23 protein-coding genes, 4 tRNA genes and 1 riboswitch are annotated in these 25,566 nt (G+C 58.3%); of the genes, 10 read left to right on the top strand and 17 right to left on the bottom strand.

Features of this window, described 5'->3' with window-relative positions; all coding sequences use genetic code 11:
- Positions 1–561 precede the first annotated feature (561 nt).
- Complete coding sequence (locus ICY20_RS20810) at positions 562–3,459, top strand: ribonucleoside-diphosphate reductase subunit alpha (RefSeq protein WP_159961372.1); 2,898 nt, start codon at positions 562–564, stop codon at positions 3,457–3,459.
- A 206-nt stretch (positions 3,460–3,665) separates the two neighbouring features.
- Here the strand turns inward: ICY20_RS20810 and flgE are convergent, their stop codons facing one another.
- The 6 genes from flgE to ICY20_RS20780 all read right to left on the bottom strand — a co-directional run bounded on the left by flgE (position 3,666) and on the right by ICY20_RS20780 (position 8,698).
- The gene (gene flgE / locus ICY20_RS20805; RefSeq protein ID WP_194938478.1) at positions 3,666–4,958 is read right to left on the bottom strand and encodes a flagellar hook protein FlgE; all 1,293 of its coding nucleotides are present in this window, start codon (positions 4,956–4,958) and stop codon (positions 3,666–3,668) included.
- 31 nt (positions 4,959–4,989) lie between these two features.
- A complete protein-coding gene (gene flgD, locus ICY20_RS20800; RefSeq protein WP_159961368.1) occupies positions 4,990–5,712 on the bottom strand; it encodes a flagellar hook assembly protein FlgD in 723 nt (240 codons plus the stop codon).
- Between the two features lie 15 nt (positions 5,713–5,727).
- Positions 5,728–6,171, bottom strand: coding sequence for a flagellar basal body rod protein FlgC (flgC, locus tag ICY20_RS20795; protein WP_122485069.1), 444 nt, complete (start codon positions 6,169–6,171; stop codon positions 5,728–5,730).
- 3 nt (positions 6,172–6,174) lie between these two features.
- Positions 6,175–6,582, bottom strand: a complete 408-nt coding sequence (flgB, locus tag ICY20_RS20790) for a flagellar basal body rod protein FlgB (protein ID WP_017529461.1) — start codon at positions 6,580–6,582, stop codon at positions 6,175–6,177.
- Positions 6,583–6,895: 313 nt separating this feature from the next.
- Positions 6,896–7,723, bottom strand: coding sequence for a protein-glutamate O-methyltransferase CheR (cheR, locus tag ICY20_RS20785; protein ID WP_016979774.1), 828 nt, complete (start codon positions 7,721–7,723; stop codon positions 6,896–6,898).
- Positions 7,724–7,765: 42 nt separating this feature from the next.
- Positions 7,766–8,698: a chemotaxis protein CheV gene (locus tag ICY20_RS20780; protein WP_159961366.1), complete on the bottom strand. Its 933-nt coding sequence runs from the start codon at positions 8,696–8,698 to the stop codon at positions 7,766–7,768.
- Between the two features lie 81 nt (positions 8,699–8,779).
- Here ICY20_RS20780 and flgA point away from each other — a divergent pair, with 81 nt between their 5' ends.
- The 4 genes from flgA to ICY20_RS20760 all read left to right on the top strand — a co-directional run bounded on the left by flgA (position 8,780) and on the right by ICY20_RS20760 (position 11,374).
- Positions 8,780–9,544 carry a flagellar basal body P-ring formation chaperone FlgA gene (gene flgA / locus ICY20_RS20775; RefSeq protein WP_159961364.1) on the top strand — a complete coding sequence of 255 codons (765 nt, stop codon included), beginning with the start codon at positions 8,780–8,782 and terminating at the stop codon, positions 9,542–9,544.
- 141 nt (positions 9,545–9,685) lie between these two features.
- Entirely contained in the window at positions 9,686–10,009 is a 324-nt protein-coding gene (flgM, locus tag ICY20_RS20770; protein WP_159961362.1) for a flagellar biosynthesis anti-sigma factor FlgM, read from the top strand.
- A gap of 48 nt (positions 10,010–10,057) precedes the next feature.
- Entirely contained in the window at positions 10,058–10,528 is a 471-nt protein-coding gene (locus ICY20_RS20765) for a flagella synthesis protein FlgN (protein WP_159961360.1), read from the top strand.
- Between the two features lie 96 nt (positions 10,529–10,624).
- Positions 10,625–11,374, top strand: a complete 750-nt coding sequence (locus ICY20_RS20760) for a flagellar brake protein (RefSeq protein WP_159961358.1) — start codon at positions 10,625–10,627, stop codon at positions 11,372–11,374.
- Between the two features lie 71 nt (positions 11,375–11,445).
- Here the strand turns inward: ICY20_RS20760 and ICY20_RS20755 are convergent, their stop codons facing one another.
- A complete protein-coding gene (locus tag ICY20_RS20755; RefSeq protein WP_194938477.1) occupies positions 11,446–12,825 on the bottom strand; it encodes an MFS transporter in 1,380 nt (459 codons plus the stop codon).
- A gap of 267 nt (positions 12,826–13,092) precedes the next feature.
- Positions 13,093–13,169, bottom strand: a tRNA-Arg gene (locus ICY20_RS20750).
- 325 nt (positions 13,170–13,494) lie between these two features.
- Here ICY20_RS20750 and ICY20_RS20745 point away from each other — a divergent pair.
- The 3 genes from ICY20_RS20745 to ICY20_RS20735 all read left to right on the top strand — a co-directional run bounded on the left by ICY20_RS20745 (position 13,495) and on the right by ICY20_RS20735 (position 14,640).
- Positions 13,495–13,722: a hypothetical protein gene (locus ICY20_RS20745; RefSeq protein WP_015885464.1), complete on the top strand. Its 228-nt coding sequence runs from the start codon at positions 13,495–13,497 to the stop codon at positions 13,720–13,722.
- Positions 13,723–13,733: 11 nt separating this feature from the next.
- Complete coding sequence (locus ICY20_RS20740; RefSeq protein ID WP_159961354.1) at positions 13,734–13,913, top strand: PA3371 family protein; 180 nt, start codon at positions 13,734–13,736, stop codon at positions 13,911–13,913.
- A 400-nt stretch (positions 13,914–14,313) separates the two neighbouring features.
- The gene (locus ICY20_RS20735; protein WP_003193592.1) at positions 14,314–14,640 is read left to right on the top strand and encodes an Arc family DNA-binding protein; all 327 of its coding nucleotides are present in this window, start codon (positions 14,314–14,316) and stop codon (positions 14,638–14,640) included.
- A gap of 103 nt (positions 14,641–14,743) precedes the next feature.
- Here ICY20_RS20735 and mgtE read toward each other — a convergent pair whose 3' ends face one another.
- The 8 genes from mgtE to ltaE form a co-directional block, all read right to left on the bottom strand.
- Positions 14,744–16,186, bottom strand: coding sequence for a magnesium transporter (gene mgtE / locus ICY20_RS20730; RefSeq protein ID WP_135291620.1), 1,443 nt, complete (start codon positions 16,184–16,186; stop codon positions 14,744–14,746).
- A gap of 326 nt (positions 16,187–16,512) precedes the next feature.
- Positions 16,513–16,589, bottom strand: a tRNA-Arg gene (locus ICY20_RS20725).
- Between the two features lie 72 nt (positions 16,590–16,661).
- Positions 16,662–16,738: transfer RNA gene (locus ICY20_RS20720), tRNA-Arg, on the bottom strand.
- Positions 16,739–16,846: 108 nt separating this feature from the next.
- Positions 16,847–16,937, bottom strand: a tRNA-Ser gene (locus ICY20_RS20715).
- Positions 16,938–16,999: 62 nt separating this feature from the next.
- Positions 17,000–17,188 carry a carbon storage regulator CsrA gene (csrA, locus tag ICY20_RS20710; protein WP_003175645.1) on the bottom strand — a complete coding sequence of 63 codons (189 nt, stop codon included), beginning with the start codon at positions 17,186–17,188 and terminating at the stop codon, positions 17,000–17,002.
- A gap of 174 nt (positions 17,189–17,362) precedes the next feature.
- Positions 17,363–18,604 (bottom strand): aspartate kinase, encoded by a 1,242-nt coding sequence (locus ICY20_RS20705; RefSeq protein ID WP_090400445.1) that lies wholly within the window; start codon positions 18,602–18,604, stop codon positions 17,363–17,365.
- 95 nt (positions 18,605–18,699) lie between these two features.
- A complete protein-coding gene (alaS, locus tag ICY20_RS20700) occupies positions 18,700–21,318 on the bottom strand; it encodes an alanine--tRNA ligase (protein WP_159961352.1) in 2,619 nt (872 codons plus the stop codon).
- A gap of 146 nt (positions 21,319–21,464) precedes the next feature.
- A complete protein-coding gene (gene ltaE, locus ICY20_RS20695) occupies positions 21,465–22,469 on the bottom strand; it encodes a low-specificity L-threonine aldolase (protein WP_194938476.1) in 1,005 nt (334 codons plus the stop codon).
- Positions 22,470–22,659: 190 nt separating this feature from the next.
- Positions 22,660–22,829: riboswitch (FMN riboswitch) on the top strand.
- 88 nt (positions 22,830–22,917) lie between these two features.
- Between ltaE and ICY20_RS20690 the strand changes: the two genes are divergently transcribed.
- Positions 22,918–23,424, top strand: coding sequence for a 6,7-dimethyl-8-ribityllumazine synthase (locus ICY20_RS20690; RefSeq protein ID WP_112196517.1), 507 nt, complete (start codon positions 22,918–22,920; stop codon positions 23,422–23,424).
- 169 nt (positions 23,425–23,593) lie between these two features.
- Positions 23,594–24,454, top strand: coding sequence for a calcium-binding protein (locus tag ICY20_RS20685; RefSeq protein ID WP_194938475.1), 861 nt, complete (start codon positions 23,594–23,596; stop codon positions 24,452–24,454).
- Between the two features lie 96 nt (positions 24,455–24,550).
- On the opposite strand, the gene astE is transcribed toward ICY20_RS20685, so the two are convergent.
- Positions 24,551–25,555, bottom strand: a complete 1,005-nt coding sequence (gene astE, locus ICY20_RS20680) for a succinylglutamate desuccinylase (protein ID WP_194938474.1) — start codon at positions 25,553–25,555, stop codon at positions 24,551–24,553.
- Positions 25,556–25,566 lie beyond the last annotated feature (11 nt).

The raw sequence follows: 25,566 nt of genomic DNA, 5'->3' as shown, positions 1-25,566 counted from the left end.
GGCAAGCCCCCTCCCACATTTGATCTTCACCAGCCATACGCTATTTGTAATGTTAGGAAGGCATAACAAAGGCCGATTGTAGCCATGGCCCAGCCCTCTAGCACAAGCCAGGAAATCCATTCGGTGATCGCGTTTTTTTGTGATAGGGTTCGCGCCCTTCGAAAATGGGCCAGCGGTTTAAAGCCCGAAATATTTCATGACAAACGGTGCAACACAGCAGTAATGCGGCCTACACGCATGTTCCACCTTTCATACACATTTTACCCACAGCGTTATCCACAGGTTACTGCGTTGCCAACCCCTACAAAACGCATTATCTTGTACCTCGGCGCCAGAGAAGACCCTATATGTGGGGTTTTTGACGAAATCGCCCAACCACACAAGTGGCTCGAAATTCAAGCGTTTTATTGCTAGCGCAGCATGGAACCAAGAGACTTTCAGTAGACCAAACCGCTCACGCGGATGGCAGCTGTTTCCCATCCCCGATATGGAAAACGGTACGGGTGTTGCAGGAAGAGCCTGGCACTCGCAATCAAATATAGAACGTGGAGACAACCCCCCATGCAAACCGACACAACTCGCGAGAACCCGCAGGGCTCCGTGCCGCAGGCCGCTGATTCGAACCTGGATCTGTCCGCCACTGCACCCGGCCAACTGCGCGTGATCAAACGTAACGGCACTGTCGTGCCTTACACCGACGACAAAATCACCGTCGCGATCACCAAAGCGTTTCTTGCAGTTGAAGGCGGCACCGCTGCTGCCTCGTCGCGCATCCACGACACCGTTGCCCGCCTGACCGAACAAGTCACCGCGACCTTCAAGCGTCGCATGCCTTCGGGCGGCACTATCCACATCGAAGAAATCCAGGACCAGGTCGAACTGGCCCTGATGCGTGCCGGCGAGCAGAAAGTGGCTCGCGACTACGTGATCTACCGTGACGCCCGCTCCAAAGAGCGCGCCGTACGCACCCCAGCTGAAGACGCTTCGGTACAGGCTCACCCATCGATCCGCATCACCCTGGCCGACGGTACGTTTGCACCGCTGGACCTGGGTCGCCTGAACACCATCGTCACCGAAGCCTGCGAAGGCCTGGAAGAAGTCGACGGTGACCTGATCCAGCGCGAAACCCTGAAAAACCTGTACGACGGCGTGGCCCTGACCGACGTCAACACCGCCCTGGTGATGACCGCCCGTACCCTGGTTGAACGTGAGCCGAACTACTCGTTCGTGACCGCGCGCCTGCTGATGGACACCCTGCGTGCCGAAGGCCTGGGCTTCCTCGGTGTCGCCCAGAGCGCTACCCACCACGAAATGGCCGACCTGTACGCCAAGGCACTGCCGGCCTACATCGCCAAGGGTATCGAATTCGAATTGCTGAACCCGATCCTGGCCACCTTTGACCTGGAAAAACTCGGCAAGGCGATCAACCACGAGCGCGACCAGCAGTTCACGTACCTGGGCCTGCAAACCCTGTACGACCGTTACTTCATCCACAAGGACGGTATCCGCTTCGAGTTGCCGCAAGTGTTCTTCATGCGCGTGGCCATGGGCCTGGCGATTGAAGAGAAGCACAAAGAAGACCGCGCCATCGAGTTCTACAACCTGTTGTCGTCCTTTGACTACATGTCGTCGACCCCGACCCTGTTCAACGCCGGCACCCTGCGTCCACAGCTGTCGAGCTGCTACCTGACCACCGTGCCGGATGATCTTTCGGGCATCTACCACGCGATCCACGACAACGCCATGTTGTCCAAATTCGCCGGCGGCCTGGGCAATGACTGGACCCCGGTGCGTGCACTGGGTTCGTACATCAAGGGCACCAACGGCAAGTCCCAGGGCGTTGTTCCGTTCCTGAAAGTGGTGAACGACACCGCGGTAGCCGTTAACCAGGGTGGCAAGCGCAAAGGCGCTGTGTGTGCCTACCTGGAAACCTGGCACATGGACATCGAAGAGTTCATCGAGCTGCGCAAGAACACCGGTGATGACCGTCGTCGTACCCACGACATGAACACCGCCAACTGGATCCCTGACCTGTTCATGAAGCGCGTCTTCGATGACGGCCAGTGGACCCTGTTCTCGCCGTCCGAAGTACCGGACCTGCACGACCTGACCGGCAAGGCCTTCGAAGAGCGCTACGAGTACTACGAAGCCCTGTCCCAGTACCCTGGCAAGATCAAGCTGTTCAAGACCATCCAGGCCAAAGACCTGTGGCGCAAAATGCTGTCCATGCTGTTTGAAACCGGCCACCCATGGCTGACCTTCAAAGACCCGTGCAACCTGCGCAGCCCGCAGCAGCACGTGGGCGTGGTCCACAGCTCGAACCTGTGCACCGAGATCACCTTGAACACCAACAAGGACGAGATCGCCGTTTGCAACCTGGGCTCGATCAACCTGCCGAACCACATCGTCAACGGCAAGCTGGACACCGCCAAGCTGGAGCGCACCGTCAACACCGCCGTTCGCATGCTCGATAACGTTATCGACATCAACTACTACTCGGTGCCACAGGCGCAAAACTCCAACTTCAAGCACCGCCCGGTTGGCCTGGGCATCATGGGCTTCCAGGACGCACTGTACCTGCAGCACATTCCTTACGGTTCGGATGCTGCGGTCGAGTTCGCCGACAAGTCCATGGAAGCGGTCAGCTACTACGCGATCCAGGCTTCCTGCGACCTGGCCGACGAGCGCGGCGCCTACGAGACGTTCCAGGGTTCGCTGTGGTCCAAGGGCATCCTGCCGCTGGATTCGCAACAGATCCTGATCGAGCAGCGTGGCCAGAAGTACATCGATGTTGACCTGGAAGAATCCCTGGACTGGGCGCCGGTACGTGCCCGTGTGCAGAAAGGCATTCGTAACTCCAACATCATGGCCATCGCACCGACCGCGACCATCGCCAACATCACTGGCGTATCGCAGTCGATCGAACCGACCTACCAGAACCTGTACGTGAAATCGAACCTCTCGGGCGAATTCACCGTGATCAACCCGTACCTGGTTCGCGACCTGAAAGCCCGCGGCCTGTGGGACTCGGTCATGATCAACGACCTGAAGTACTACGACGGTTCCGTGCAGCAGATCGAACGCATCCCGCAAGAACTCAAAGAGCTCTACGCGACTGCGTTCGAAGTGGACACCAAGTGGATCGTTGACGCCGCCAGCCGTCGTCAGAAGTGGATCGACCAGGCCCAGTCCCTGAACCTGTACATCGCCGGCGCTTCGGGCAAGAAGCTGGACGTAACCTACCGTATGGCTTGGTACCGTGGCCTGAAAACCACTTACTACCTCCGTGCCCTGGCTGCGACCAGCACCGAGAAGTCGACCATCAACACCGGTAAGCTCAACGCTGTTTCCAGCGGCGGCAACCACGGTGATGACTCGGTACTCGCCGCTCCAGCTGGCCCGGCACCCGTGCCAAAAGCCTGCGCGATTGACGAGCCGGATTGCGAAGCTTGCCAATAAGCTGAGCCGGTAAGCGCCGAAAGGCGCTGACCTGAAACCCCCGCCAAGCCCCCTGGGTTTGGCGGGGGTTTTCTTTTGCCCGCCGATCCGCCCTCCTGGTGAGCACCCTGTAGTGAGCGGGCTTGCCCCGCTCACTACAAAGACCGTCAATAACCGCCCACAAAAAAGCCCCTCGATTGAGGGGCTTCTTGTGGAGCGCTACCGCATCAGGTCATCTGAATGATGGTCTGCATGATGGTGCTCTGGGTAGAGATGGTCTTGGCGTTCGCCTGATAGTTGCTCTGGGCCTTGATCAGGTCTACCAGTTCGTTGGTCAGGTTGACGTTGGAGTTCTCCAGGGAGTTGGCCACGATCGAACCCAAAGTGCCAGCTTGCGGGGTGTCGTAACCCGGCTGGCCCGACGCGAAGGTCTCTCTCCACGTGGTGCCGCCGGCCGGCTGCAAGCCCTGCTCGTTGTTGAAGCTGGCCAGGGAGATCTGGCCGATGGCCTTGCTCTGCTGGTTGCTGAAGGTGGCGAACAATACGCCGCTGCCGTCGATTTTCAGGCCGGTGATCTGGCCGGTGGCGTAGCCATCGGTGACTGGCGGGTTACGGTAGCTGGCGGAGTTGTACTGGGTGATGTTGCTCATGTTCACCGCAATGCTTTTGGAGTCCGCACCGTTGTCTGTCCATACGCCGTCGACCAGCGAGCCCGGGTTCCAGTCAGCGATGGTCCAGGTGGTGTTGGAAACGGTGGCAGGCGGAACAGTGATGGTATCGAGCTTACCGGCGCCGTCAAACGACAGCAGCTTACCCACTGGCGCGGTAGTGGTACCGTCGGGATTACGCCCGTCGATCAAGGTGTAGGCCATCCACTTGTTGGAGTCGGTCTTCACCATGTACTGCACCATCGGGTGAGCATTACCCTGGGAATCGTACAAGGTGGTGCTGTACTGGGTAGTGAACGTGCTGGTGTCGGTCGGATTGAACGCCTTGACGGTTTGATCGATCGACGGTTCCGACGAGTTCAGGTTACTGGTGGAGTCCACTTTGCTGGACGCCTGCGGCGGCAGGTTCGCCAGGTTCAGTTGCAGGTCAGTCAGCGCGCCCTTGATGATCTTGCCATCAGCATCGGCCGCATAACCTTGCAAGCGCGAGGTGCCGGTGTTGTTGGTGATGTAGCCGTCTTTGTCGGCACGGAAGGCACCGCTACGGGTGTATTCCAGCGAGCCGTCGCTGCCCTTCTGTACGAAGAAGCCACCACCCTGGATCGCCATGTCCAGAATGCCGCCGCTGCCGTTCACATCACCCTGGGTGAACTGCTGGGACACTGCCGCCAGGTTCACGCCGTTACCGATGCTGTTCTGGCCAGTGCCCAGTTTGGAAGCGGCGTAGATGTCCGCGAATTCCGCACGGGACGACTTGAAGCCAGTGGTCGCGACGTTGGCGATGTTGTTGCCGGTCACGTCCAGTTGTTTGTTGGCCGCATAGAGGCCGCTAAGGCCGATGTTAAAAGACATGTTTCTCTCCCTCTGCCGTATTTAGCCGGCTCTATGTACCGATAGTCTGAATTTGCGACAGCTTGACGCTGCCCATGCCGCCCGCGAGGTTCAACACCATCTCGCCGCCGGTCTTGCTCAAGGTCACGCTGGTGACCGTGGCTGGAAGCGAGGTGGCCAGGGCAACCGCGTCACCCTTGTCATTCTTGGTGGTGGCAGCGAAGGTGTAGGTGCCCGCCGGAGCCACTTCACCCTTGTCGTTCTTGCCATCCCAGATAAAGTCCGCAGAACCGGCGCTTTGGGCGCCCATGTCGATGGTGCGCACCACGTTGCCGTTCGCGTCGGTGATCTTCACCGAAACGTTGCCGGTTGCCGCCGTGACAGCCACCGAGCCAGTCATACTCTTGCTCGTATCCACCAAGGCCTTGTCGGTCTGGGTGATGATCGACCGCCCAACCAGCGACGAAGCCTGCAGCGCTTGCGAAGAGCTGAAGTTGCTGGAGATTGCATTCACCGAGTCGTTAAGGGTGTTGATGCCTTCCAGGCTGCTGAACTGCGCCAACTGGGCCACGAACGCGCCGTTGTCTTGCGGCGACAGCGGGTCCTGGTTTTTCAGCTGGGTCACCAGCAACTGCAAGAATGCGTCCTTGCCCAGGGATTGGTTACCCGTGGCAGCGGTTGCAGTGCTCGCAACGTTATTGGTGGCGGTGGCGACCTTGGTATTGAAAAGGTCCTGGACCGCGGTGTTAGTTGATGTGGTATCAACGATGGCCATCTTCGGCGCCCCTTATCACTGACCCAGGGTCAGGACCTTCTGCATCATGGATTTGGCGGTGTTCATCATTTCCGCGTTGGTCTGGAACGAGCGGCTGGCGGAAATCATGTCAGCCATTTCCTCGACCACGTTGACGTTGGGGTAGTAGACATAACCCTTTTCGTTCGCGGCGGGATGGTTAGGCTCGTAACGGGCTTCGAGGTTGCTCTGGTCTTCGACCACGCCAAGCACTTGCACGCCTGAACCGGCAGCACCCTGCTCCTGGAACAGCGAATCGCTGCCACCGTTCTGGCCGGCCTGGAACATGGTGGCGAACACCGGATGGCGAGCGCGGTAGGTCTGGTCAATGCTCGAAGACACGGTCTCGGCGTTGGCGATGTTACTGGCGACGGTGTTCAGACGGGTGGTCTGAGCGCTCATGCCACTACCGGCAATATTGAAAACACTGGACAGGGACATGGCTTACTCTCCACGCAGGGCTGACATCAGCCCTTTGAATTTGCTGTTGAGCAGGGTGAAGCTGGCCTGGAAGTTCACCGAGTTCTCGGCATAGGCCGATTGCTCCAGCTGGGCGTCGACGGTGTTCTGGTCGATCGACGGCTGCATCGGCGTGCGATACAGCAACGACTCGTCACCACTGCTCAGGCCTTGTGCTTCGATATGACGGTTGTTGGTCATGTTCAAGGCGAAGGTGCCGTTCTTGGTCTTGTCCTGCTGTGCGGCGAGCACGGCGGAGAAGTCCAGGTCCCGAGCCTTGTAGTTCGGGGTGTCGGCGTTGGCAATGTTGTTGGCCAGGACTTCGGCACGCTGGGCGCGGAAGCCCAGGGCTTGTTCGTGGATACCGAGCGCTTTATCGAAGCTGATGCTCATGGCGGAAACCTTTAGGCTGACCTGCTTTTCGTTAACAGGGTTATAGCAAGGTGTGTGCCAGTTTACGCAGAGCCCGTATTTAAAGGGTTTGGCGGCGGATTGCCGGGCGGCAATGCCAGAAAAGCGGCAATGGGTTTCCGCGTGGTGCCAGTAAAGCGGCAATGGGCCTTGCCGCTGCAGTAAGGATTGCCACATAACAAATGTGGGAGGGGGCTTGCCCCCGATGGCGGTGTGTCAGTGATAGATGTATCAACTGAACTACCGCTATCGGGGGCAAGCCCCCTCCCACATTTTGGACCAAGTGAACTCAGGCTTACTTGGCCTGGTAGATGATCCCAGGGCTGCACTGCACCATCTGGTAATGATCCGGCAAACCGTTCAGTGCTTCGGAAGCACCGAGGAACAGATAGCCGCCACGCTTGAGAGTGCCGTGGATGCGCAACAGGATGTCTTTCTTCACTTCGGCCGAGAAGTAGATCAGCACGTTGCGGCAGAACACCATGTCGAACTTGCCCAGGCTGGCATAGCTGTCGAGCAGGTTGAACGAGCGAAACTCCACCCGGCTCTTGATCGGCGCCTTGACCGCCCAACGGCCCGCCCCTTTCGGGTCGAAATAACGTTGCAGGCGCTCCTGGGACAAACCACGGCCCAGGGCCAGGCTGTCGTACTCACCCGTCTTGCAGTTGGTAAGCATGGTGCCAGACAGGTCAGTGGCAACGATTTGCGCGCCGGCCTTCAACTGGCCCATGTTGGTCCGCTCGAACTCATCGATGGACATCGAGATCGAATACGGTTCCTGCCCCGAGGAGCACGCCGCCGACCAGATGCGCAGGCGCTGGCCCGGGCTGGCCTTGATGGCCTCCGGCAGCACTTTGCTCTTGAGCACTTCAAAGGGGTAGGTATCGCGAAACCACAAGGTTTCGTTGGTGGTCATGGCATCGACCACCATTTCCTTGAGGCCGCTGCGCGGCTGACCCTGGATACGCTGGACCAATTCGCCCAACGACTTGATGCCCTGCTGCTCCATCAACTTGTTGAGACGGCTGGATACCAGGTACTGCTTGTTTTCACCGAGCAAGATGCCACAGGCTTTTTCCAGGAAAACCCGGAACTGTTCAAAATCCAAATTACCCGTAGACACTGATACCGCCTCTAAAATCGTATGACCGCCAGGGAGAAAACCCTAGCCGTGATCTGCTGCCTTGATCCGGTCGACTACCCGGTTTGCCAGGTCATCAGGACGGAATTTAGCCAAAAAGTCATCGGCACCGACCTTCTTGACCATCGCCTGGTTGAATACGCCCGACAACGAAGTATGCAGGATGATATGCAACTTTTGCATGCGAGGATCGCTGCGTATCTCGGCCGTGAGTGTGTAGCCGTCCATTTCCGGCATCTCGATGTCAGAAATCATCATCAAGAATTCTTCTTCCGGTTTCTTGCCTTCATCTACCAGCTTGCGCAGGTAATCCAGGGCCTGGCGACCGTCATTGAGCGCCACGACTTCCACACCGACGGTTTGCAGGCAACGCGTCACCTGCTTGCGTGCCACCGAGGAGTCATCCACCGTGAGTACGCGCAGGGAAATGGCCTTGTGCGCCGTCTCTGCGTCTACTACACCCACCGAAATCGATTCCGAGGTCGGCGCCACTTCGGCGAGGATCTTCTCCACGTCGATGATTTCCACCAACTGGTTATCGACCCGCGTCACCGCCGTGAGGTAGTGGTCGCGGCCAGTGCCCTTGGGTGGTGGATGAATCTCTTCCCAGTTCATGTTGACGATACGTTCCACCGAGCGCACCAGGAAACCCTGGGTCTTGGTGTTGTATTCGGTAATGATCACGAACGGGTTTTCACGGTCCTGCAAACCGGCCGAGCCCGTGGCCAGGGCCAGGTCAAGAATCGGGATGGTCGCACCGCGGATGTTGGCGACGCCACACACCACCGGGCTGGACTTGGGCATGATCGTCAGCTTGGGGCATTGCAGCACTTCCCGCACCTTGAACACGTTGATGCCATATAACTGTTTGCCGTCCAGGCGAAAAAGCAACAACTCCAGGCGATTCTGCCCTACCAGCTGTGTGCGCTGGTTTACTGAATCCATTACTCCTGCCATGCCCAGACTCCTACGCTAAAACCTTCAGGGATGCGACGCGCACCCAACACTAAACGGCACGAGCTTTGCTATTTATTGGGTATGGATATTAAAACGACAGTTTCCCGACGCCTTCACCTACCCCTGTACCGCAGACTGCTCTGCGCCTCGGTGGCGTTGCTCGCTTTCAGCCTGGGCACCACGGCCCGTGCAGACAACGTCACCCTGCCTGATCTACTTATCGGCGTCACCCAAGGGTTTCTTGAGTTCACTGTAGAAGATTATCTGGCGACCACCCAGACTCCGGGTCGCTATGAAATCCAGGTCAACCCGCTGGACCCACGCCTGCGCATGCCCATGTGCGACAAGGAATTGACAGCCACCCTGGAAAGCCCTGCCCAGCCCATCGGCCGCGTGACGGTCAAGGTGCGCTGCGAAGGCGCGTCGCCCTGGACGGTGTTTGTGCCGGCGCAGGTCAAGCTGTTCCGCGATGTGGTGGTGGTGGCCCGCCCGATGAAACGCATGGGCATCATCGGTTTCGAGGATGTTGTGCTGCGTGAACGAGACATCAGCTTGATCAACCAGGGCTACCTGACTTCCGTTGACCAGGCCATTGGGCAGAAGCTGACCCGACCAGTGGTCACTGACCAGGTCATGACCCTGGTGCAATTGGAACAGGCCGAGGTCATTCGCAAGGGTGACCAGGTGGTAATTTCAGCCAGCAGCGGCGCGTTGAACGTGAAAATGCCGGGTGAAGCGTTATCTAACGGCGGCATGAGCGAACAGATCCGCGTGAAGAACCTCAACTCCAATCGTGTGATCAAAGCGCGGGTGACGGCACCCGGCCAAGTCGAGGTAGCTTTATAGACTACTGGTATCGCACGTCAGCTTTTCCTACACTGTCGACTGGATGCCGGCCTGTAGGTTTTATTGTCAATCGAGCCTAAAGTTTGTCCGGGTATGGCCGAAAACATGGCAAGCGTCCAAATACCCAGAGGTTTTTTTATCATGGTCATCGATTTCAGCCGTTTAAATAACTCCCAGGCTTTGCCCGGCACTACGCGCACCACAGGTGCCAAGGACAGCGTAGAAGCCAAGTCGCCGGCCCTGCCCGCCAAGGCAGAACAGGCCAGTGCTAGCCAAAGCGGGGAATCCGTACACCTGAGCAATGAGGCTCAACAGTTGCAGAAGGTCACTGACTCGCTGCGCGATCAACCGGTTGTCAATAAAGCCCGTGTGGCCGAATTGAAACAGGCCATCGCCGATGGCAGCTATAAAGTCGACAGCAACCGTGTAGCCAGCAAGCTGCTTAACTTCGAAGCCGAGCGCTAGGCAAAGGCCTGCGCCGGGCTTTTGGACGCTTAAACCCCAAGGCCAGCCATGCATCACGACGAAAATCTGCTTCAACTGATCATTGATGATCTAGCGCCGACGCAGCACCTGCTCGAGCTGCTGAAGGAAGAATCCCTGGCCCTCTATGGCCGGGATATGCCGTTGCTGGAAGACATTCTGGCGCGCAAGCAATCGTTGATCGTCCTGCTGGAACAGCATGGCAAGAAGCGCAGCCAGATCCTCATTAGCCTGGGGCTGCCGGCAGACCACGACGGCCTGACCCAGTTAGCCAGTCACTCCTCGGTCGGCGATCAATTGCTGGCCCAGAGCCAAGCACTCAATCATTTGCTCGCCCAGTGCCAGGAAGCCAACCAGCTCAACGGTCAGTCGATCCAGCTTCAGCAAGCCACGACCGCCAACCAGTTGCGTATACTTCACGGCGGAGAGCCTCCGGCGCTCTATAACGCCCAAGGTTCCACCTCGCGCCTGGTCAAGTCGGGCACCCGCAGCCAAGCCTGACGCCTGTTTACAGCGCGGCCTATCCAAGGCGCGCCACATGCTGGCAAAATGCCGGTTCTTGCGTGTAGTCGTATTTTGTCTGGAGATGGAAGAACCGTGTTCAACGCCCTTAATGCGGAAGATGCACCGCAGCCACCCAAGGTGCTCACCACGCCTCTGGAAATCGCCAGCACCTTGCGCATGCTGCAAGACAGCCATGACCCGCTGATCATCACCTTCCACGAACGCAGCCAGCGCTTCCAGAGCTATCTGGTGGATGTCGACCGTGACAACGGCACCCTCGCCCTGGACGAAATGATCCCACGTGACGGCGAGCGCCACCTCGAAAGCGGCGAACCTTTCCGCATCGAAGGCTTCCACGACGGCGTGCGCGTTGCCTGGGAAAGCACCGGCAGCATGACCATCAGCGAAAAAGACGGTCACCGCATCTACACCGGCGGCATGCCTGACGAGGTGGTCTACCATCAGCGCCGCAATGCCTTCCGCGCCGCCTTGAAGCTCGCTCAACTGGTCAACATCGAGATGGGCGGCGAGAAACTCAAAGCCCCCATCGGCGGCAAACTGCTGGATATCTCCGCCACAGGCTGCAAATTGCGTTTCGAAGGCGACATTTCCGAGCGCCTGCAACTGGGCCAGGTCTACGACCGCTTTATCGCCGCTCTGCCCTTTGGCAGCATGACCACCTCCGTCGAGCTGCGTTACCTGCACTTCGAAGAGAAGATCAACACCACCTTCGCCGGCGTACGCTTCCACAACATGAGTGGCCTGGTGCAGCGCCAGGTCGAGCGTTTTGTGTACCAGCTGCAACGCGAAGCGCGGCGCTTTGATAAAGACGACGATTTTTAAAGTTAAGATCGCGCCATAAAAAACGGGCAGCTCCTAATGGGAACTGCCCGTTTTTACTTTCAGGGGCGCTTTCAGGGGCGCGCCCTGCTCAAGTCATGCGGGTGCTCATCCGGCGCGATAGGCTCTGGGGGCCCCACGAAGGGCGACTCATCCACAGCCGGGGCTGGCTCAGGCTCCGGCTCTGTAACCGCAGTTTGCATCTGCTCCTGCACCACCTGTTCATCCACCCGCGGGTCCAGCGCAGCGACCAAGGGAGAGCTGGACATACTGTCAGGCATCGCCACGTGATGCAGCGGCGCGTCGTCCACCTGATGCAGGTTGGTCACGGCTTTAGGCCGGATGCGCCACACCAGTATCAGCGCACACAGGCTGAAGAACGCATACAGCATGTGGCTGCCAAACATCTTCATCACCACGCCCGCCAACAGCGGCCCGATACTGGCGCCGACACCGTAGGTCACCAGCAACATGGCCGTGAGGGAGACACGACGATCGCCTTCCACATGGTCATTGGAGAACGCCACGGCCAGCGGGTACAGACAGAACTGCACCAGCGAGCACAGGAAGCCGGCTACGAATAGCACCTCCAAAGGCACTTTAGTCATTATCGCCAACGGCAACGCAGCCACCGCCAGGCTCAGGGCAAAGCAGCGAATCAACAGCGCGCGATCATAGCGGTCCGACAACCAACCCAAAGGCCACTGCACCACCAGGCCGGCAAAAATGCAGCTACCCATAAACAGACCCACCTGCTCGGTGGTCAAGCCTTGCTGCGATGCATAGAGCGGTGCCAAGCCGTAGAAGGAGCCCACGATCAACCCCGCCCCCAGCACCGTACTCAGCGACTGCGGCACACGCTTGATAAAAAAGCGCGGCTCCATCGGCGCAGGGTGCAACGGCGCCGGGTGAATACGCCGGGTCATGGCCACCGGCACCAGGCACAGCGCGAAGCACAGTGCGACCAGCATCAGCAGCTCGAGGCCGAGCTCGGGGTGCATGACCAGGATCAGTTGGCCCAACACCAAGCCCAGATAGGACGCGATCATGTAGCCGCTGAACACCACACCCCGTTGCTTGGCGTCGGCCTGCTCGTTCAGCCAGCTCTCGATGACCATGTACTGGCACATCATTCCCAGGCCCACGATCATCCGCAGCACGATCCAGGCCGGCAGCCAGTTGACCAAGCCATGGCCCAGCACCGCTGCGCCGACGATACCGGCGCACGTGGCATAGGCACGAATATGCCCGACCCGGGCGATCAGGCGGTGCCCGATCTTGCCGCCCAGCACCAGGCCGAAGTAGTTGGCCGCCATCAGCGCACCGACCCACAAGCTGTCGACATGGTCGGCCGCCAGGCGCAAGGCCAGGTAAGTACTGAGCAGGCCGGAGCCGATCAGCATCATCAGGGAGGCAAAATAAAGGGCTCGAAAAGATTTCCAGATCTGGCGCATCGGCGTTCCGAGCGGCTCCTTGCAGTGAGAGACAGGGCTATCGGCATGATAGTCCGGGGTGGCCGGTTCCGGACAGGCGACAGGCGCCGATTCGGGATTAATTTACTTACCTGCTCAGACGCTGACAGGCGGCCTGCACGGTACACAGATTGCGATAAATACATCGCGCACCTGCTGTGAACCCTGAACACTGGCAAGGTTCGACCTATCTTTGCCGAACGCCCACAAAAAAGCCCCGCCAGAGAAATCTGAGCGGGGCTTAGAATATGGTGTCCCAGGGCCGGTTCGAACGGCCAACCTTCCCCTTAGGAGGGGGATGCTCTATCCAATTGAGCTACTGGGACAAATGACAGCCATCGCGCCACAGGCGTAGCGACGGACGGCGTGCATGTTAACGGCCGAGGTCGGTTTTGTCATGTCGTCCGTGGGCTTTTTGAGTGTAGGCCGATCCTCCTGTGACGGACGTAGGTTTCACCCCACAAACACGGGCACTTGGGCCCGCCGTGCAAAATGCACTACCCCAAAATGCCAGCATTGCAAATTGCAACACCCGAGGCATTTGAAGTAGACTCAAACCCTTGATTTTATTGAAATAAAAGATTGGCACGACACCTGCAATACTTCTCCCACAACCCTCTTCAGTCACGGCGTTAAGCGGAGAACATGACCATGAACAGTGCCCTTCTGTTAGCCCTTAACACCGTAGCCCTGGCTGCACTGGTGACGTTTCACTTTCAATCGACCGGCAGTAATGACCCTGCCCAGATCAGCCAGGCTGTGCCGCACCACCTGCAACAACGTCCGCAACTGGCGGTGATGACCCCAAACGCACAATCGCCGGTACGCCTGACCCAAGGCACCCAGGCTGCGCCTGCATCCGAACACTGGGTTTTCTGAGGAAACCACTCATGAGCAAATCCGCCTGGCTGTTTTTTTGCCTGACCCTTATCACCTTGGCGCTTGGCCTGAATGTCAGCTCCGAGGAAGGGCAAATCACCGCACTGGTCGCCGCGGGCATATCCGGCACGCTACTGTTGATCACCCTGATCGTGGGTCGTCGCATCAAATTCGATCCCGTCTTGCGCTAACTCCCCCTGCCCTCCGACTCCCCCTCCTCCGACCTTATGTCGCCTCGCGCTAGCAAATCGGCAAAATGCCACTAGCCTTATCGCTACGGGCAAAAGGCCACTTTGCTTTAGAATGAGTGGCCTCAAACCCTGCGGTGGCTCGGTTTTACGGGATGTTCGCTTGCTGGATCATTCGTCGGAAAGTTTTCCAACCAGTCCGCAAAAATGCAAATGAGTGCTGGCATAAAGCCTTTAGGCAGTTCAATATTTGTCACAGAATTGACGCCAAGGAACTGGCAAATCTGAGGCATGATGCGGCCTCTTTGCAATTGAGGTTGAACATTTGCCCGCAAGCCTTGTCCTAACAGACATCTTGCGGCCAATTCCAAAAACCGCTCCCCTGAACTAACCGGTTAAATATATGCGCCCATTGAAACAGGCAATTTATTCCAGCCGTACGGCTGACAAGTTCGTCGTACGTCTGCCAGACGGAATGCGGGAACGCATTGCCGAGGTGGCTCGCAATCATCACCGCAGCATGAACTCCGAAATCATCGCGCGCCTGGAACAGAGCCTTATTCAGGAAGGTGCGCTGGGTGAAGAGTTGAGCATGCGCCTGGACAGCCCTGAGCTGTCACTGCACGAACGCGAACTGCTGCAGCGTTTTCGTCAGCTCTCCCACCGCCAGCAAAATGCTCTCGTCTCGCTTATCGCGCACGACGTTGAGGCGGCCGCAGAAGCCAATTGATCTGCCACTGAAAGCCGAAGCCAGCCATGTGCTGGCTTTTTTTTGCGTGGGATTTGAGAAGATGCAATGAAGTGGGGGGCAGAGCTGCCCCCACAGGATGAGGTCAAAGCAGGAAGATCGTCGCCAAACCAAGGAAGATAAAGAAGCCACCACTGTCAGTCATGGCGGTAATCATCACACTGGCACCCATTGCCGGGTCACGCCCCAGCCGCGCCAGGGTCATGGGGATTAATACCCCCATCAACGCGGCCAACAGGAGGTTGAGGGTCATTGCCGCTGTCATAACAACGCCGAGCGACCAACTGCCATACAGCAAGTAAGCCACCACACCAATCACGCCACCCCATACAAGGCCGTTGATCAGGCCAACCGCCAGCTCCTTGCGAAGCAAGCGTGACGAATTGGCGGTGCTCACCTGATCCAGCGCCATGGCGCGCACGATCATGGTGATCGTTTGGTTGCCCGAGTTACCGCCGATGCCGGCAACGATCGGCATCAGCGCCGCCAGGGCCACCAGCTTCTCGATCGAGCCCTCAAACAGCCCAATCACCCGCGAAGCGATAAAGGCGGTAATCAGGTTAACGGCCAGCCACGCCCAACGGTTATGCAGCGAGCGCCAGACCGACGCAAAGATATCTTCCTCTTCACGCAAACCCGCCATGTTGAGAACTTCGGTTTCACTCTCTTCACGAATCAAGTCGACCATTTCATCGATGGTCAGACGGCCGATCAGCTTGCCGTTCTTGTCGACCACGGGCGCCGAGATCAGGTCATAACGCTCGAATGCCTGGGCGGCCTCGTAGGCATCTTCATCCGGGTGAAAGCTCACGGTGTCGCTGGCCATCAAGTCAGCAACTTTTTTATCCGGGTCATTGACCAGCAGACGCTTGATCGGCAGCACACCCTTGAGGATGCCTTCGTAATCCACCACAAACAGTTTGTCGGTATGACCTGGCAGCTCCTTGAGGCGGCGCAGGTAACGCAAGACCACTTCCAGGCTGACGTCTTCGCGGATGGTGACCATCTCGAAGTCCATCAGGGCGCCGACCTGATCCTCGTCATAGGACAGCGCAGAGCGCACACGCTCACGCTGCTGGCCGTCCAGAGCCTCCATCAGCTCATGCACAACGTCGCGTGGCAACTCAGGGGCCAGGTCAGCGAGTTCGTCGGCATCCATCTCCTTGGCCGCAGCCAGGAGCTCGTGATCGTCCATGTCGGCGATCAGGGTTTCACGAACCGAGTCGGATACTTCGAGGAGGATGTCGCCGTCGCGGTCAGCCTTGACCAACTGCCAAAGAGTCAGTCGATCATCGAGCGGCAAGGCTTCGAGGATATAGGCAACGTCGGCGGAGTGCAGGTCATCGAGCTTGCGTTGCAGCTCGACGAGGTTCTGCCGGTGAACCAGGTTTTCAACCAGATTGTTATTCGGACCATCCTGGCGATGCGTGAGGTCTTCGACCACGCGCTGGCGCTGCAACAGCTCAATGACTTGAGCCAGGCGATCCTGCAGGCTTTCTTGTGTTTTCTTTACTTCTACTTCGGTCATAGGCGAACTCCACTCCCAGCAGCGGGGCACGCCGGAAGGATCAATCAGTCAATTCATGATTGGTAAAACGGGTTACTGAGTTACTACTGGGTAAGTCCATGGAGGTATTCCACAAGCCCCGGCGGGGCTGACGGGCGCAATGATACACGCTGCGTGCGTTTTAAACGTTAAAAAACTGGAAAGAACAAGCGCTTGCGAACCAAAGCTAGTATCGGCTGCATCTATGAACTGCGACGACGCAGCCCGAAAGGAAAACACATGGGGCGGGAGAAAAAGATAAAACCCAGACGGCAAAAAGCCCGCACTAGGCGGGCTTTTTGTTTGTATGGTGCACTCGACAGGATTCGAACCTGTGACCGCTCGGTTCGTAGCCGAGTACTCTATCCAGCTGAGCTACGAGTGCAGATTGTGTTTTTAGACCAGATCACAACTGGTTGAAGCCAAGTCACCTGCATTGCTGCAACTGACTCTTAAATGGTGCACTCGACAGGATTCGAACCTGTGACCGCTCGGTTCGTAGCCGAGTACTCTATCCAGCTGAGCTACGAGTGCATTTGTTGCCGCGCATTATAGGCCGTTCAATCTCTATGTAAAGCGTTTTTTTCGTTTAATTTCAACAACTTACGAAAAAAACCAGATTGCAACGTACTAAGCAAATAATGGCGGAGAACGGGGGATTCGAACCCCCGACACCCTTTTGAGGTGTACTCCCTTAGCAGGGGAGCGCCTTCGGCCACTCGGCCAGCTCTCCGCAACACGGGGCGTATATTAACCACGTTCATCCCCGTTTGCAAACATAAAAAACGATAAAAATTAAAGGCTTGGTTCTTCGTCCTTCTCTTTCTTGATCCGCAGGTAGATTTCCTCGCGGTGGACAGCTACCTCTTTCGGAGCGTTAACCCCTATACGCACTTGATTGCCTTTGACGCCGAGCACGGTCACGGTGATTTCGCCATCACCGATAATCAGGCTTTCTGCGCAACGACGAGTCAGAATCAGCATACCTTTCTCCTCACGCATTTCATTTCAGGAACAACAGTCTGCAAAAAAAAGGCCTTCGACCTACAACCAACAGGCCATAGCCCTACCGCCTAAGTATTGTCGAGCCCACGCAAAAGAACATGCGCCCTACAAAAAAAGGAAAGGCGCGGTAAACCGCGCCTTCCTGGCATTACATCACTCGCCCTGTCGGGCCGGAGCGTCCAGCTCAAACGCGGTATGCAGCGCGCGTACAGCCAGTTCCAGGTACTTCTCTTCAATCACCACCGAGACCTTGATCTCCGAGGTGGAGATCATCTGGATGTTGATGCTCTCTTTGGCCAGGGCCCCAAACATGCGGCTGGCAACACCGGCATGGGAACGCATGCCCACGCCAACGATCGACACCTTGGCAATCTTGGTATCGCCGACCACTTCACGGGCGCCAATCTCGCTCGCAGTGTTCTCCAGGATCTTGAGCGCCGCATCGTACTCATTGCGGTGCACAGTAAAGGTGAAATCGGTGGTGTTATCGTGCGAAACGTTCTGCACGATCATGTCGACTTCAACATTCGCGTCGCTGATAGGGCCCAGAATCTTGAACGCCACGCCCGGGGTGTCTGGCACGCCACGGATAGTCAGCTTGGCTTCATCACGGTTGAAAGCGATACCGGAAATGATCGGCTGTTCCATGGATTCCTCTTCATCAATAGTAATGAGGGTGCCCGGACCCTCTTTGAAGCTGTGCAATACGCGCAGCGGAACGTTGTACTTGCCGGCGAATTCCACCGCACGGATCTGCAACACCTTGGAACCGAGGCTGGCCATTTCCAGCATCTCTTCAAAGGTGATCTTGTCCAGGCGCTGGGCCACGGACACCACACGCGGGTCAGTGGTGTAGACGCCGTCCACATCGGTGTAGATCTGGCATTCATCAGCCTTGAGGGCCGCTGCCAGCGCTACACCAGTAGTGTCTGAACCGCCACGCCCCAGGGTCGTGATGTTGCCGTGCTCATCCACACCCTGGAAGCCCGCTACAACTACCACGCGCCCGGCCTTGAGATCAGTACGAATTTTCTGATCGTCAATCTGCAGGATGCGCGCCTTGGTATGCGCGCTGTCGGTGAGGATGCGCACCTGGCTGCCAGTGTAGGACACCGCCGGCACACCGCGCTTGTTCAGCGCCATGGCCAGCAAGGCGATGGTCACCTGCTCGCCCGTGGACACAATCACATCCAGCTCACGCGGCAGCGGTTGTTGATCGCCGCTGATTGCCTTGGCCAGTTCGATCAGGCGATTGGTCTCGCCGCTCATGGCCGACAGCACCACCACCAGGTCGTCGCCGGCATCGCGGAATTTTTTAACTTTGTCGGCCACCTGTTCGATTCTTTCGACAGAACCGACCGAGGTGCCTCCAAACTTCTGTACGATCAAAGCCATTTCTAAGCCGCCTCAGCCCGTAAAGGGGCGCCTAATATCCAATCAACCAGCACTGCACCTGCCCGCGACTAGACCACGGGCGGGTTAACAATGCCTTAAATACCTGCCTCGACAAACGGCACGGTCAGGGCCAGTGCCGCGTCCAGGGCGCCAGCGTCTACACCACCGCCTTGCGCCATGTCCGGACGACCACCGCCCTTCCCGCCCACTGCCGCAGCGGCTTGCTTCATCAAATCACCGGCCTTGAGTTGGCCAGTCAGGTCCTTGGTTACACCGGCAACCAGAACGACCTTATCCTCATGGACACTGCCGAGCAGGATCACTGCGCGGCCGAGCTTGTTCTTCAACTGATCGACCAGCGCCAACAGCGCCTTGCCGTCCTGACCTTCCAGGCGTGCAGCCAACACTTTCACGTCCTTGACGTCCACCGCAGAGGCCGACAAATCGTCGCCCGCTGCGCTGGCTGCCTTGGCTTGCAGCTGTTCGAGCTGTTTTTCCAGCGCACGGTTGCGCTCCAGCACAGCCGACAGCTTGTCGATCAGGTTGTCGCGGCTGCCCTTGACCAGGCTGGCCGCTTCCTTGAGTTGTTCTTCGGCCGCATTGAGGTAGGCCAGGGCCGCAGCGCCGGTCACTGCCTCGATACGACGCACACCGGAGGCCACGCCGCCTTCGCTGATGATTTTCAGCAGGGCGATGTCGCCGGTACGGTTGGCGTGGATACCGCCACACAGCTCTACCGAGAAGTCGCCGCCCATGCTCAATACGCGCACGCTGTCGCCGTACTTCTCGCCGAACAGCGCCATGGCGCCCTTGGCCTTGGCGGTCTCGATGTCGGTTTCTTCGGTTTGCACCGGCGTGTTCTTGCGAATCTCGGCGTTGACGATGTCTTCCAGGGCCTTGATTTGCTCAGGCTTGATCGCTTCAAAGTGGCTGAAGTCGAAGCGCAGGCGCTGGCTGTCTACCAACGACCCTTTTTGCTGGACGTGCTCACCGAGCACCTGGCGCAGTGCCGCGTGCAGCAAGTGAGTGGCCGAGTGATTCAGCGCAGTGGCGTGACGCACATCGGCATCGACCTGGGTGTCCACCGGCGCACCGATGGTCAGGTTACCCAGGACCAGTACACCGTGATGCAGGAACGCACCGCCAGTCTTGGTGGTGTCACGCACTTCAAAACGACCGGACGTCGAGCTCAGGTAGCCACAGTCACCAACCTGGCCACCGGACTCGGCGTAGAACGGCGTCTGGTCCAGAACCACAACGGCCTCTTCGCCTTCGTTCAACACATCGACCGACTTGCCGTCTTTATAGATAGCCACGATCTTGGCCGAACCCACGGTGGCGTTGTAGCCGGTGAACTCGGTAGGCACATCAACCTTGACCAGGGTGTTGTAGTCCAGGCCAAAGGAGCTGGCAGAACGAGCGCGCACGCGCTGGGCTTCCATCTCACGCTCAAAACCGGCCTCATCGATAGTCAGCTCGCGCTCACGGGCAATGTCGGCAGTCAGGTCCATCGGGAAGCCGTAGGTGTCGTACAGCTTGAACACCACGTCGCCCGGCACCACGGTGCCTTTGAGTTCAGCCAGATCCTGTTCCAGGATTTTCAGGCCATGCTCCAGGGTCTTGGAGAACTGCTCTTCTTCGGCCTTGAGCACGCGCTCGATGTTGGCTTGTTGCTGCTTGAGTTCCGGGAAGGCTTCGCCCATCTCGGCAACCAGTGCAGCAACGATCTTGTAGAAGAAGCTGCCGGTGGCGCCCAGCTTGTTACCGTGGCGGCAAGCGCGACGGATGATACGGCGCAGCACATAGCCACGGCCTTCGTTCGACGGCAGCACGCCATCGGCGATCAGGAAGCCGCACGAACGGATGTGGTCCGACACCACCTTGAGGGACGACTGGCTCTCATTGGCACAACCAATGGCCGCAGCCGACGCGCTCAGCAGGTTGGTGAACAGATCGATTTCGTAGTTGGAGTGCACGTGCTGCATCACCGCGCTGATCCGCTCCAGGCCCATGCCGGTGTCGACCGACGGCGCTGGCAACGGATGCAACACACCATCGGCGGTGCGGTTGAACTGCATGAACACGTTGTTCCAGATCTCGATGTAACGGTCGCCGTCTTCTTCCGGCGAGCCTGGCGGGCCACCCCAGATGTCGGCGCCGTGGTCGTAGAAGATCTCGGTGCAAGGGCCGCACGGGCCGGTATCGCCCATGGTCCAGAAGTTGTCAGAGGCGTACGGTGCGCCTTTGTTGTCGCCGATGCGGATCATGCGCTCGGCGGGCACGCCGATTTCCTGGGTCCAGATGTCATAGGCTTCATCGTCTGTCGCATAGACGGTGACCCAGAGTTTTTCCTTGGGCAGCTTCAAGACGCCGGTCAGGAAGGTCCAGGCGAAAGTAATCGCATCTTTCTTGAAATAGTCACCAAAGCTGAAGTTACCCAGCATTTCAAAGAAGGTGTGGTGACGAGCGGTGTAACCGACGTTTTCCAGGTCGCTGTTCTTACCGCCGGCCCGCACGCACTTCTGGCTGCTGGTGGCACGGGTGTAGGCGCGTTTTTCCTGGCCCAGGAAGCAGTCCTTGAACTGGTTCATCCCCGCGTTGGTGAACAGCAGGGTTGGGTCATTGCCTGGGATCAAGGAGCTGGAGGAGACACGGGTGTGACCTTGCTCTTCGAAGAAGCGAAGGAAGGCTTCACGGATTTCTGCGCTTTTCATTAGGTTCTTCCACGGAGGCTGCGGCCAAAGGCCAGTGCGCAACATCATCAGACGGAGCGACGGCAAAGGGCCGCATTATATCGGCCCTTTGCCGGGGGTACAGCGTGTTTATGCGATAGAGCGGTTCAATTGGACGGTCTGCACGGTCATTTGCGCGAAAATTCGACGAATGTCGCGAGCACCTGCTCAATCTGTGCCCGGCTCACATCCAAATGCGTGACCATGCGCAGGCGCGACGCGGCGCTCAACTTGATACCGCGCTCGGCGGCAAAGTCTTTCAAGGCCTGGGCCCGGTCGCCCATCTGCACGTAGACCATGTTGGTCTGTACTGGCTCCACTTCAAAGCCGGCCTTGCGCAACTCGTCGCCCAGCCATTGGGCGTTGGCATGGTCGTCGGCCAGGCGCTGTACCTGGTGATCCAGGGCGTACAACCCCGCTGCCGCCAGTGAGCCGGCCTGGCGCATGCCGCCGCCGACCATTTTGCGCAGGCGCCGTGCCTTGGCGATCAACGCCGTGGTGCCGCACAACACTGAGCCAATCGGCGCGCCGAGGCCCTTGGACAGGCACACCGAGACCGAGTCGAAGTGCTGGGCAATTTCCCGCGCATCCACTCCCAGCTTCACCGCAGCGTTATAGAGTCGCGCGCCGTCCAGATGCAGGGCCAGGCCGTGTTCACGCGTGAACGCCCGCGCCTTGGCCAGGTACTCCAGCGGCAACACTTTGCCCTGCATGGTGTTTTCCAACGCCAACAGGCGGGTGCGGGCAAAGTGGAAATCGTCGGGCTTGATGGCGGCCAATACCTGATCCAGGTCTAGCGAGCCGTCTGCCTGCACTTCCAATGGCTGGGGCTGGATCGAACCCAGCACTGCAGCACCACCGCCTTCATACTTGTAGGTGTGGGCCTGCTGCCCAACGATGTATTCCTCGCCGCGCTCACAGTGGGCCATCAACGCTAACAGGTTGCTCATGGTGCCGGTGGGCACGAACAACGCCGCTTCAAACCCCAGGCGCTTGGCCAGTTCGGCTTCCAGATGGTTGACGCTGGGGTCTTCGCCATACACGTCATCGCCACTGGGGGCGCTGGCCATCGCGTCGCGCATACCGGGGGTGGGTTGGGTCACGGTGTCGCTGCGCAGGTCAATCACAGTCATGAAACAAGCCTCTGAGGGGGTGGTGAAGTCCTTTTGTGGATGATTACTGCGGGCAAACCCGCTCAATATCAAGCCCCCGCTGCATTCAATCGAATACCAACCAAACAAACCGATATAGCCTATCGATACGACGGTGGTGCAGTTTTTGAAAAACCATGTTAAAAACTCTCCGCCGCCAGGGTTCTGGCGGCAACGTTCTCAGGGCGGGGTGCAATTCCCCACCGGCGGTAATTACACGCAATGTGTATAGCCCGCGAGCGCTTGGCGCCTCGAACTGCTCACGCAGGACGGCGACAAGGTCAGCAGACCCGGTGTGATCCCGGGGCCGACGGTCATAGTCCGGATGAAGAGAGAACGGGATTGGCACCTAAGGGCCGCTCTGTATGCGTACCCTTAAATCCCATTCGATTCATAACGCCCTGTTTTTTTCTTAAACAGGAGTCAGAACATGCAACCCACCGCAATCGACAGCAAAAGCAAAAACCATCACGGCGAGCGCGTCGCGTTTATCCAGGCCTGCTGGCACAAGGATATTGTCGACCAATCCCGTAAAGGCTTCCTCGCCGAAATGATCGCTCAGGGCTACCAGGAATCGGACATCGATTTCTTCGAAGTCGGCGGCGCCTTTGAAATGCCCCTGCACGCCAAGCTGCTGGCCAAGACCGGCCGTTACGCCGGTATCGTCGCTGCCGCGCTGGTGGTGGACGGCGGCATCTACCGTCACGAGTTCGTGGCCCAGTCGGTGGTCAGCGGCCTGATGCAGGTGCAACTGGAGACTGAAGTGCCGGTGTTTTCGGTATCGCTGACGCCGCATCACTTCCATGCGGGCAGCGAGCACCATGCGTTCTTCCATGATCACTTTGTGCACAAGGGTCAGGAAGCGGCGCGCACCTGCGCCGACACGCTGCATAAAGTCCGTGCGATTCGCCGTAGCGAGCAAAAACTGGCCGTCTGACACGCCTCATCCCGTCAAAAAAACACCCCGGCAAAGCGCGCTTGCCGGGGTGTTTTTATTTGGGGCGGGTTTCACACTAACTAATTACCCCCTGCCTACCGCAATTTTCTATTTAGTAATGCTGAGGCGCCATAAGGCGACATTACTGGTTAGATAGGGAGAAATTCGCATGTCCATTGCAGGCCAATACGAACTGGAAATAGGCCAGATAACCGCCCAGGGATTCAAAGTCATTCAGGGTGCAGGCACGGCGCCGGGGCCTGTCCCCCCTGTTATTCAGGGGAGCGTCGAGGTATTGCTGCATTCGAGCAATCAACTGACGATCGCACGCAGGGTGAGCACTGATGCGGATCAATTGATATTCACCACGCTGAACCATGATGACATCGTCGTACTGCGAAAGTATGTACCCGAAGCAGCGAAGATTCACGCGATCCCCCTCAGCAGGTCACACACCGCGCTACCGCTCACGACCCTCACGCTTGAGGTCAACGACGAAAAGTACTGCATCATCCCCGCTACCCGGCATCAGGTACTGGTGTTCATCACTCAAGGCGGCTCAGACGTCGTGCAGATCGATGACAGGATTGAAAACCCCGTCATGGTGGACTCCGGCGACGGGGATGACTTTGTTATCAGCGCGGCCACCAGTGCCAAAATTGTTACCGGGGCCGGCAATGACAGCGTGACGGTCTTTAAAGGGGCAAACCACATCGACGCCGGCCCGGGCGACGATCTGATCCAGGCGAAGTTTGACGCCGACATCACCGCGTATGGAGGGCCAGGTAACGATGAAATCGCGGGCGGCCGCCACTCATTCATCGATGGCGGCAACGATAATGACCTCATCATCGGTGGCCACGGCCACAGCATTCTCATTGGCGGCCCAGGCGACGACGACATTGAAGCCGGCGATACGACCAACGTCATTATTACCGGTGACGCAAAGGATAAAGTCACCTTGCTCAAGCCTGATGACATCATGCTTCACAACTACCAGACCGCGCCGGTCACCAAGTTACCGACCTAACCAGAGGAGCGGGACAGAGTGCAAGTGCTTGCCGGTGGCAAAACGGCTGCGGGCAAGCACCCTTCAGGTTGAACCGGGAACTATCCAGGCGAGCCTTTACACCAGCACAGCCTCGGTGGTTGGAACAATTAGGATGCCTGCCCGCAACCCATTCTTCACCTTCGGGTTGGGAAAGATAATGCGCGCGCCCTCCTCCTCGATCACCCAACGGGTCTTGGCCACGTCCTCGGCCAGCAAGTAGCCCTTTTCCAATTCCGAAAAGTTTTCCACGTCCGCCGGTAAATGCAGGATGAACCCATCGCTGTGCTTAATCACTTCCCGTGACACGGCAAACAGTTTCAGCCCGTCGAGGCTGCCGGTTTGCGGCTCGGTGCCTTCGATGATCTGTTTGAGGCGAGCTTCCAGGCGTGACACATCCACGCCCTGGTTCTGACCGAATGGCCGTGCCTTGCCCAACTCCAGGGTAAAGGCCTCGGCGTCGAGCTGCTCGTAGGTAAACGCGGTGAAGGTGATGGAGGTCTTGTTTTGCAACAGCACCGCTTCCATACCGGCGGCGTTAAGGCGTTCAAGCTCACGGCGCGAATGCTGGCGCCCTGCCTTCCACGGGTACAGCGCAAACTGCTCGATCTTCGAACCGCGAATGGCCGTGTGCAGGTCGTAATGCAGGCGCAAACGATCAGGCAGGCTGAAAAAGCTGCGGGCCAGTTGCTCAAGCTCGGCGGCGCGCATGGCCTCCGGGCCGATGTTTTGTTCGTGACGGCCGTTGAACAGCCGGTTGACGTCCAGTTCCAGGTAACGCTCACCGCGGCGCATGGCCTCGGGGTTGCCGAACAGGAACAAAATTCGATTGCGGGGTTTGATCTCCCCACGGGCGATGCCATGCAACAGGCGGTCGAGCAGTTCGATCGGCGCCGTTTCGTTGCCATGGATGCCAGACGACAGCAGCAGGTCGCCGCCATCGTCCTTGCCCTGCGGCGGGCGCACTTCAAGCGCACCTTCGCTGAGCCAGCGCATCTGCACGCCGTCGACAGTCAGTTGAATTTTTTGCGCCGGTTCACGACCGGCGAGGGTCAGTTCAAGCAGTTTGCCGAGGGCGAGCATAAGCAGCTTCC

It is taken from the genome of Pseudomonas pisciculturae (assembly GCF_015461805.1).
GTDB lineage: Bacteria > Pseudomonadota > Gammaproteobacteria > Pseudomonadales > Pseudomonadaceae > Aquipseudomonas > Aquipseudomonas pisciculturae.
The sequence above is the reverse complement of the archived record's forward strand: the minus strand, read 5'-3'. Positions and strand labels throughout refer to the sequence as shown.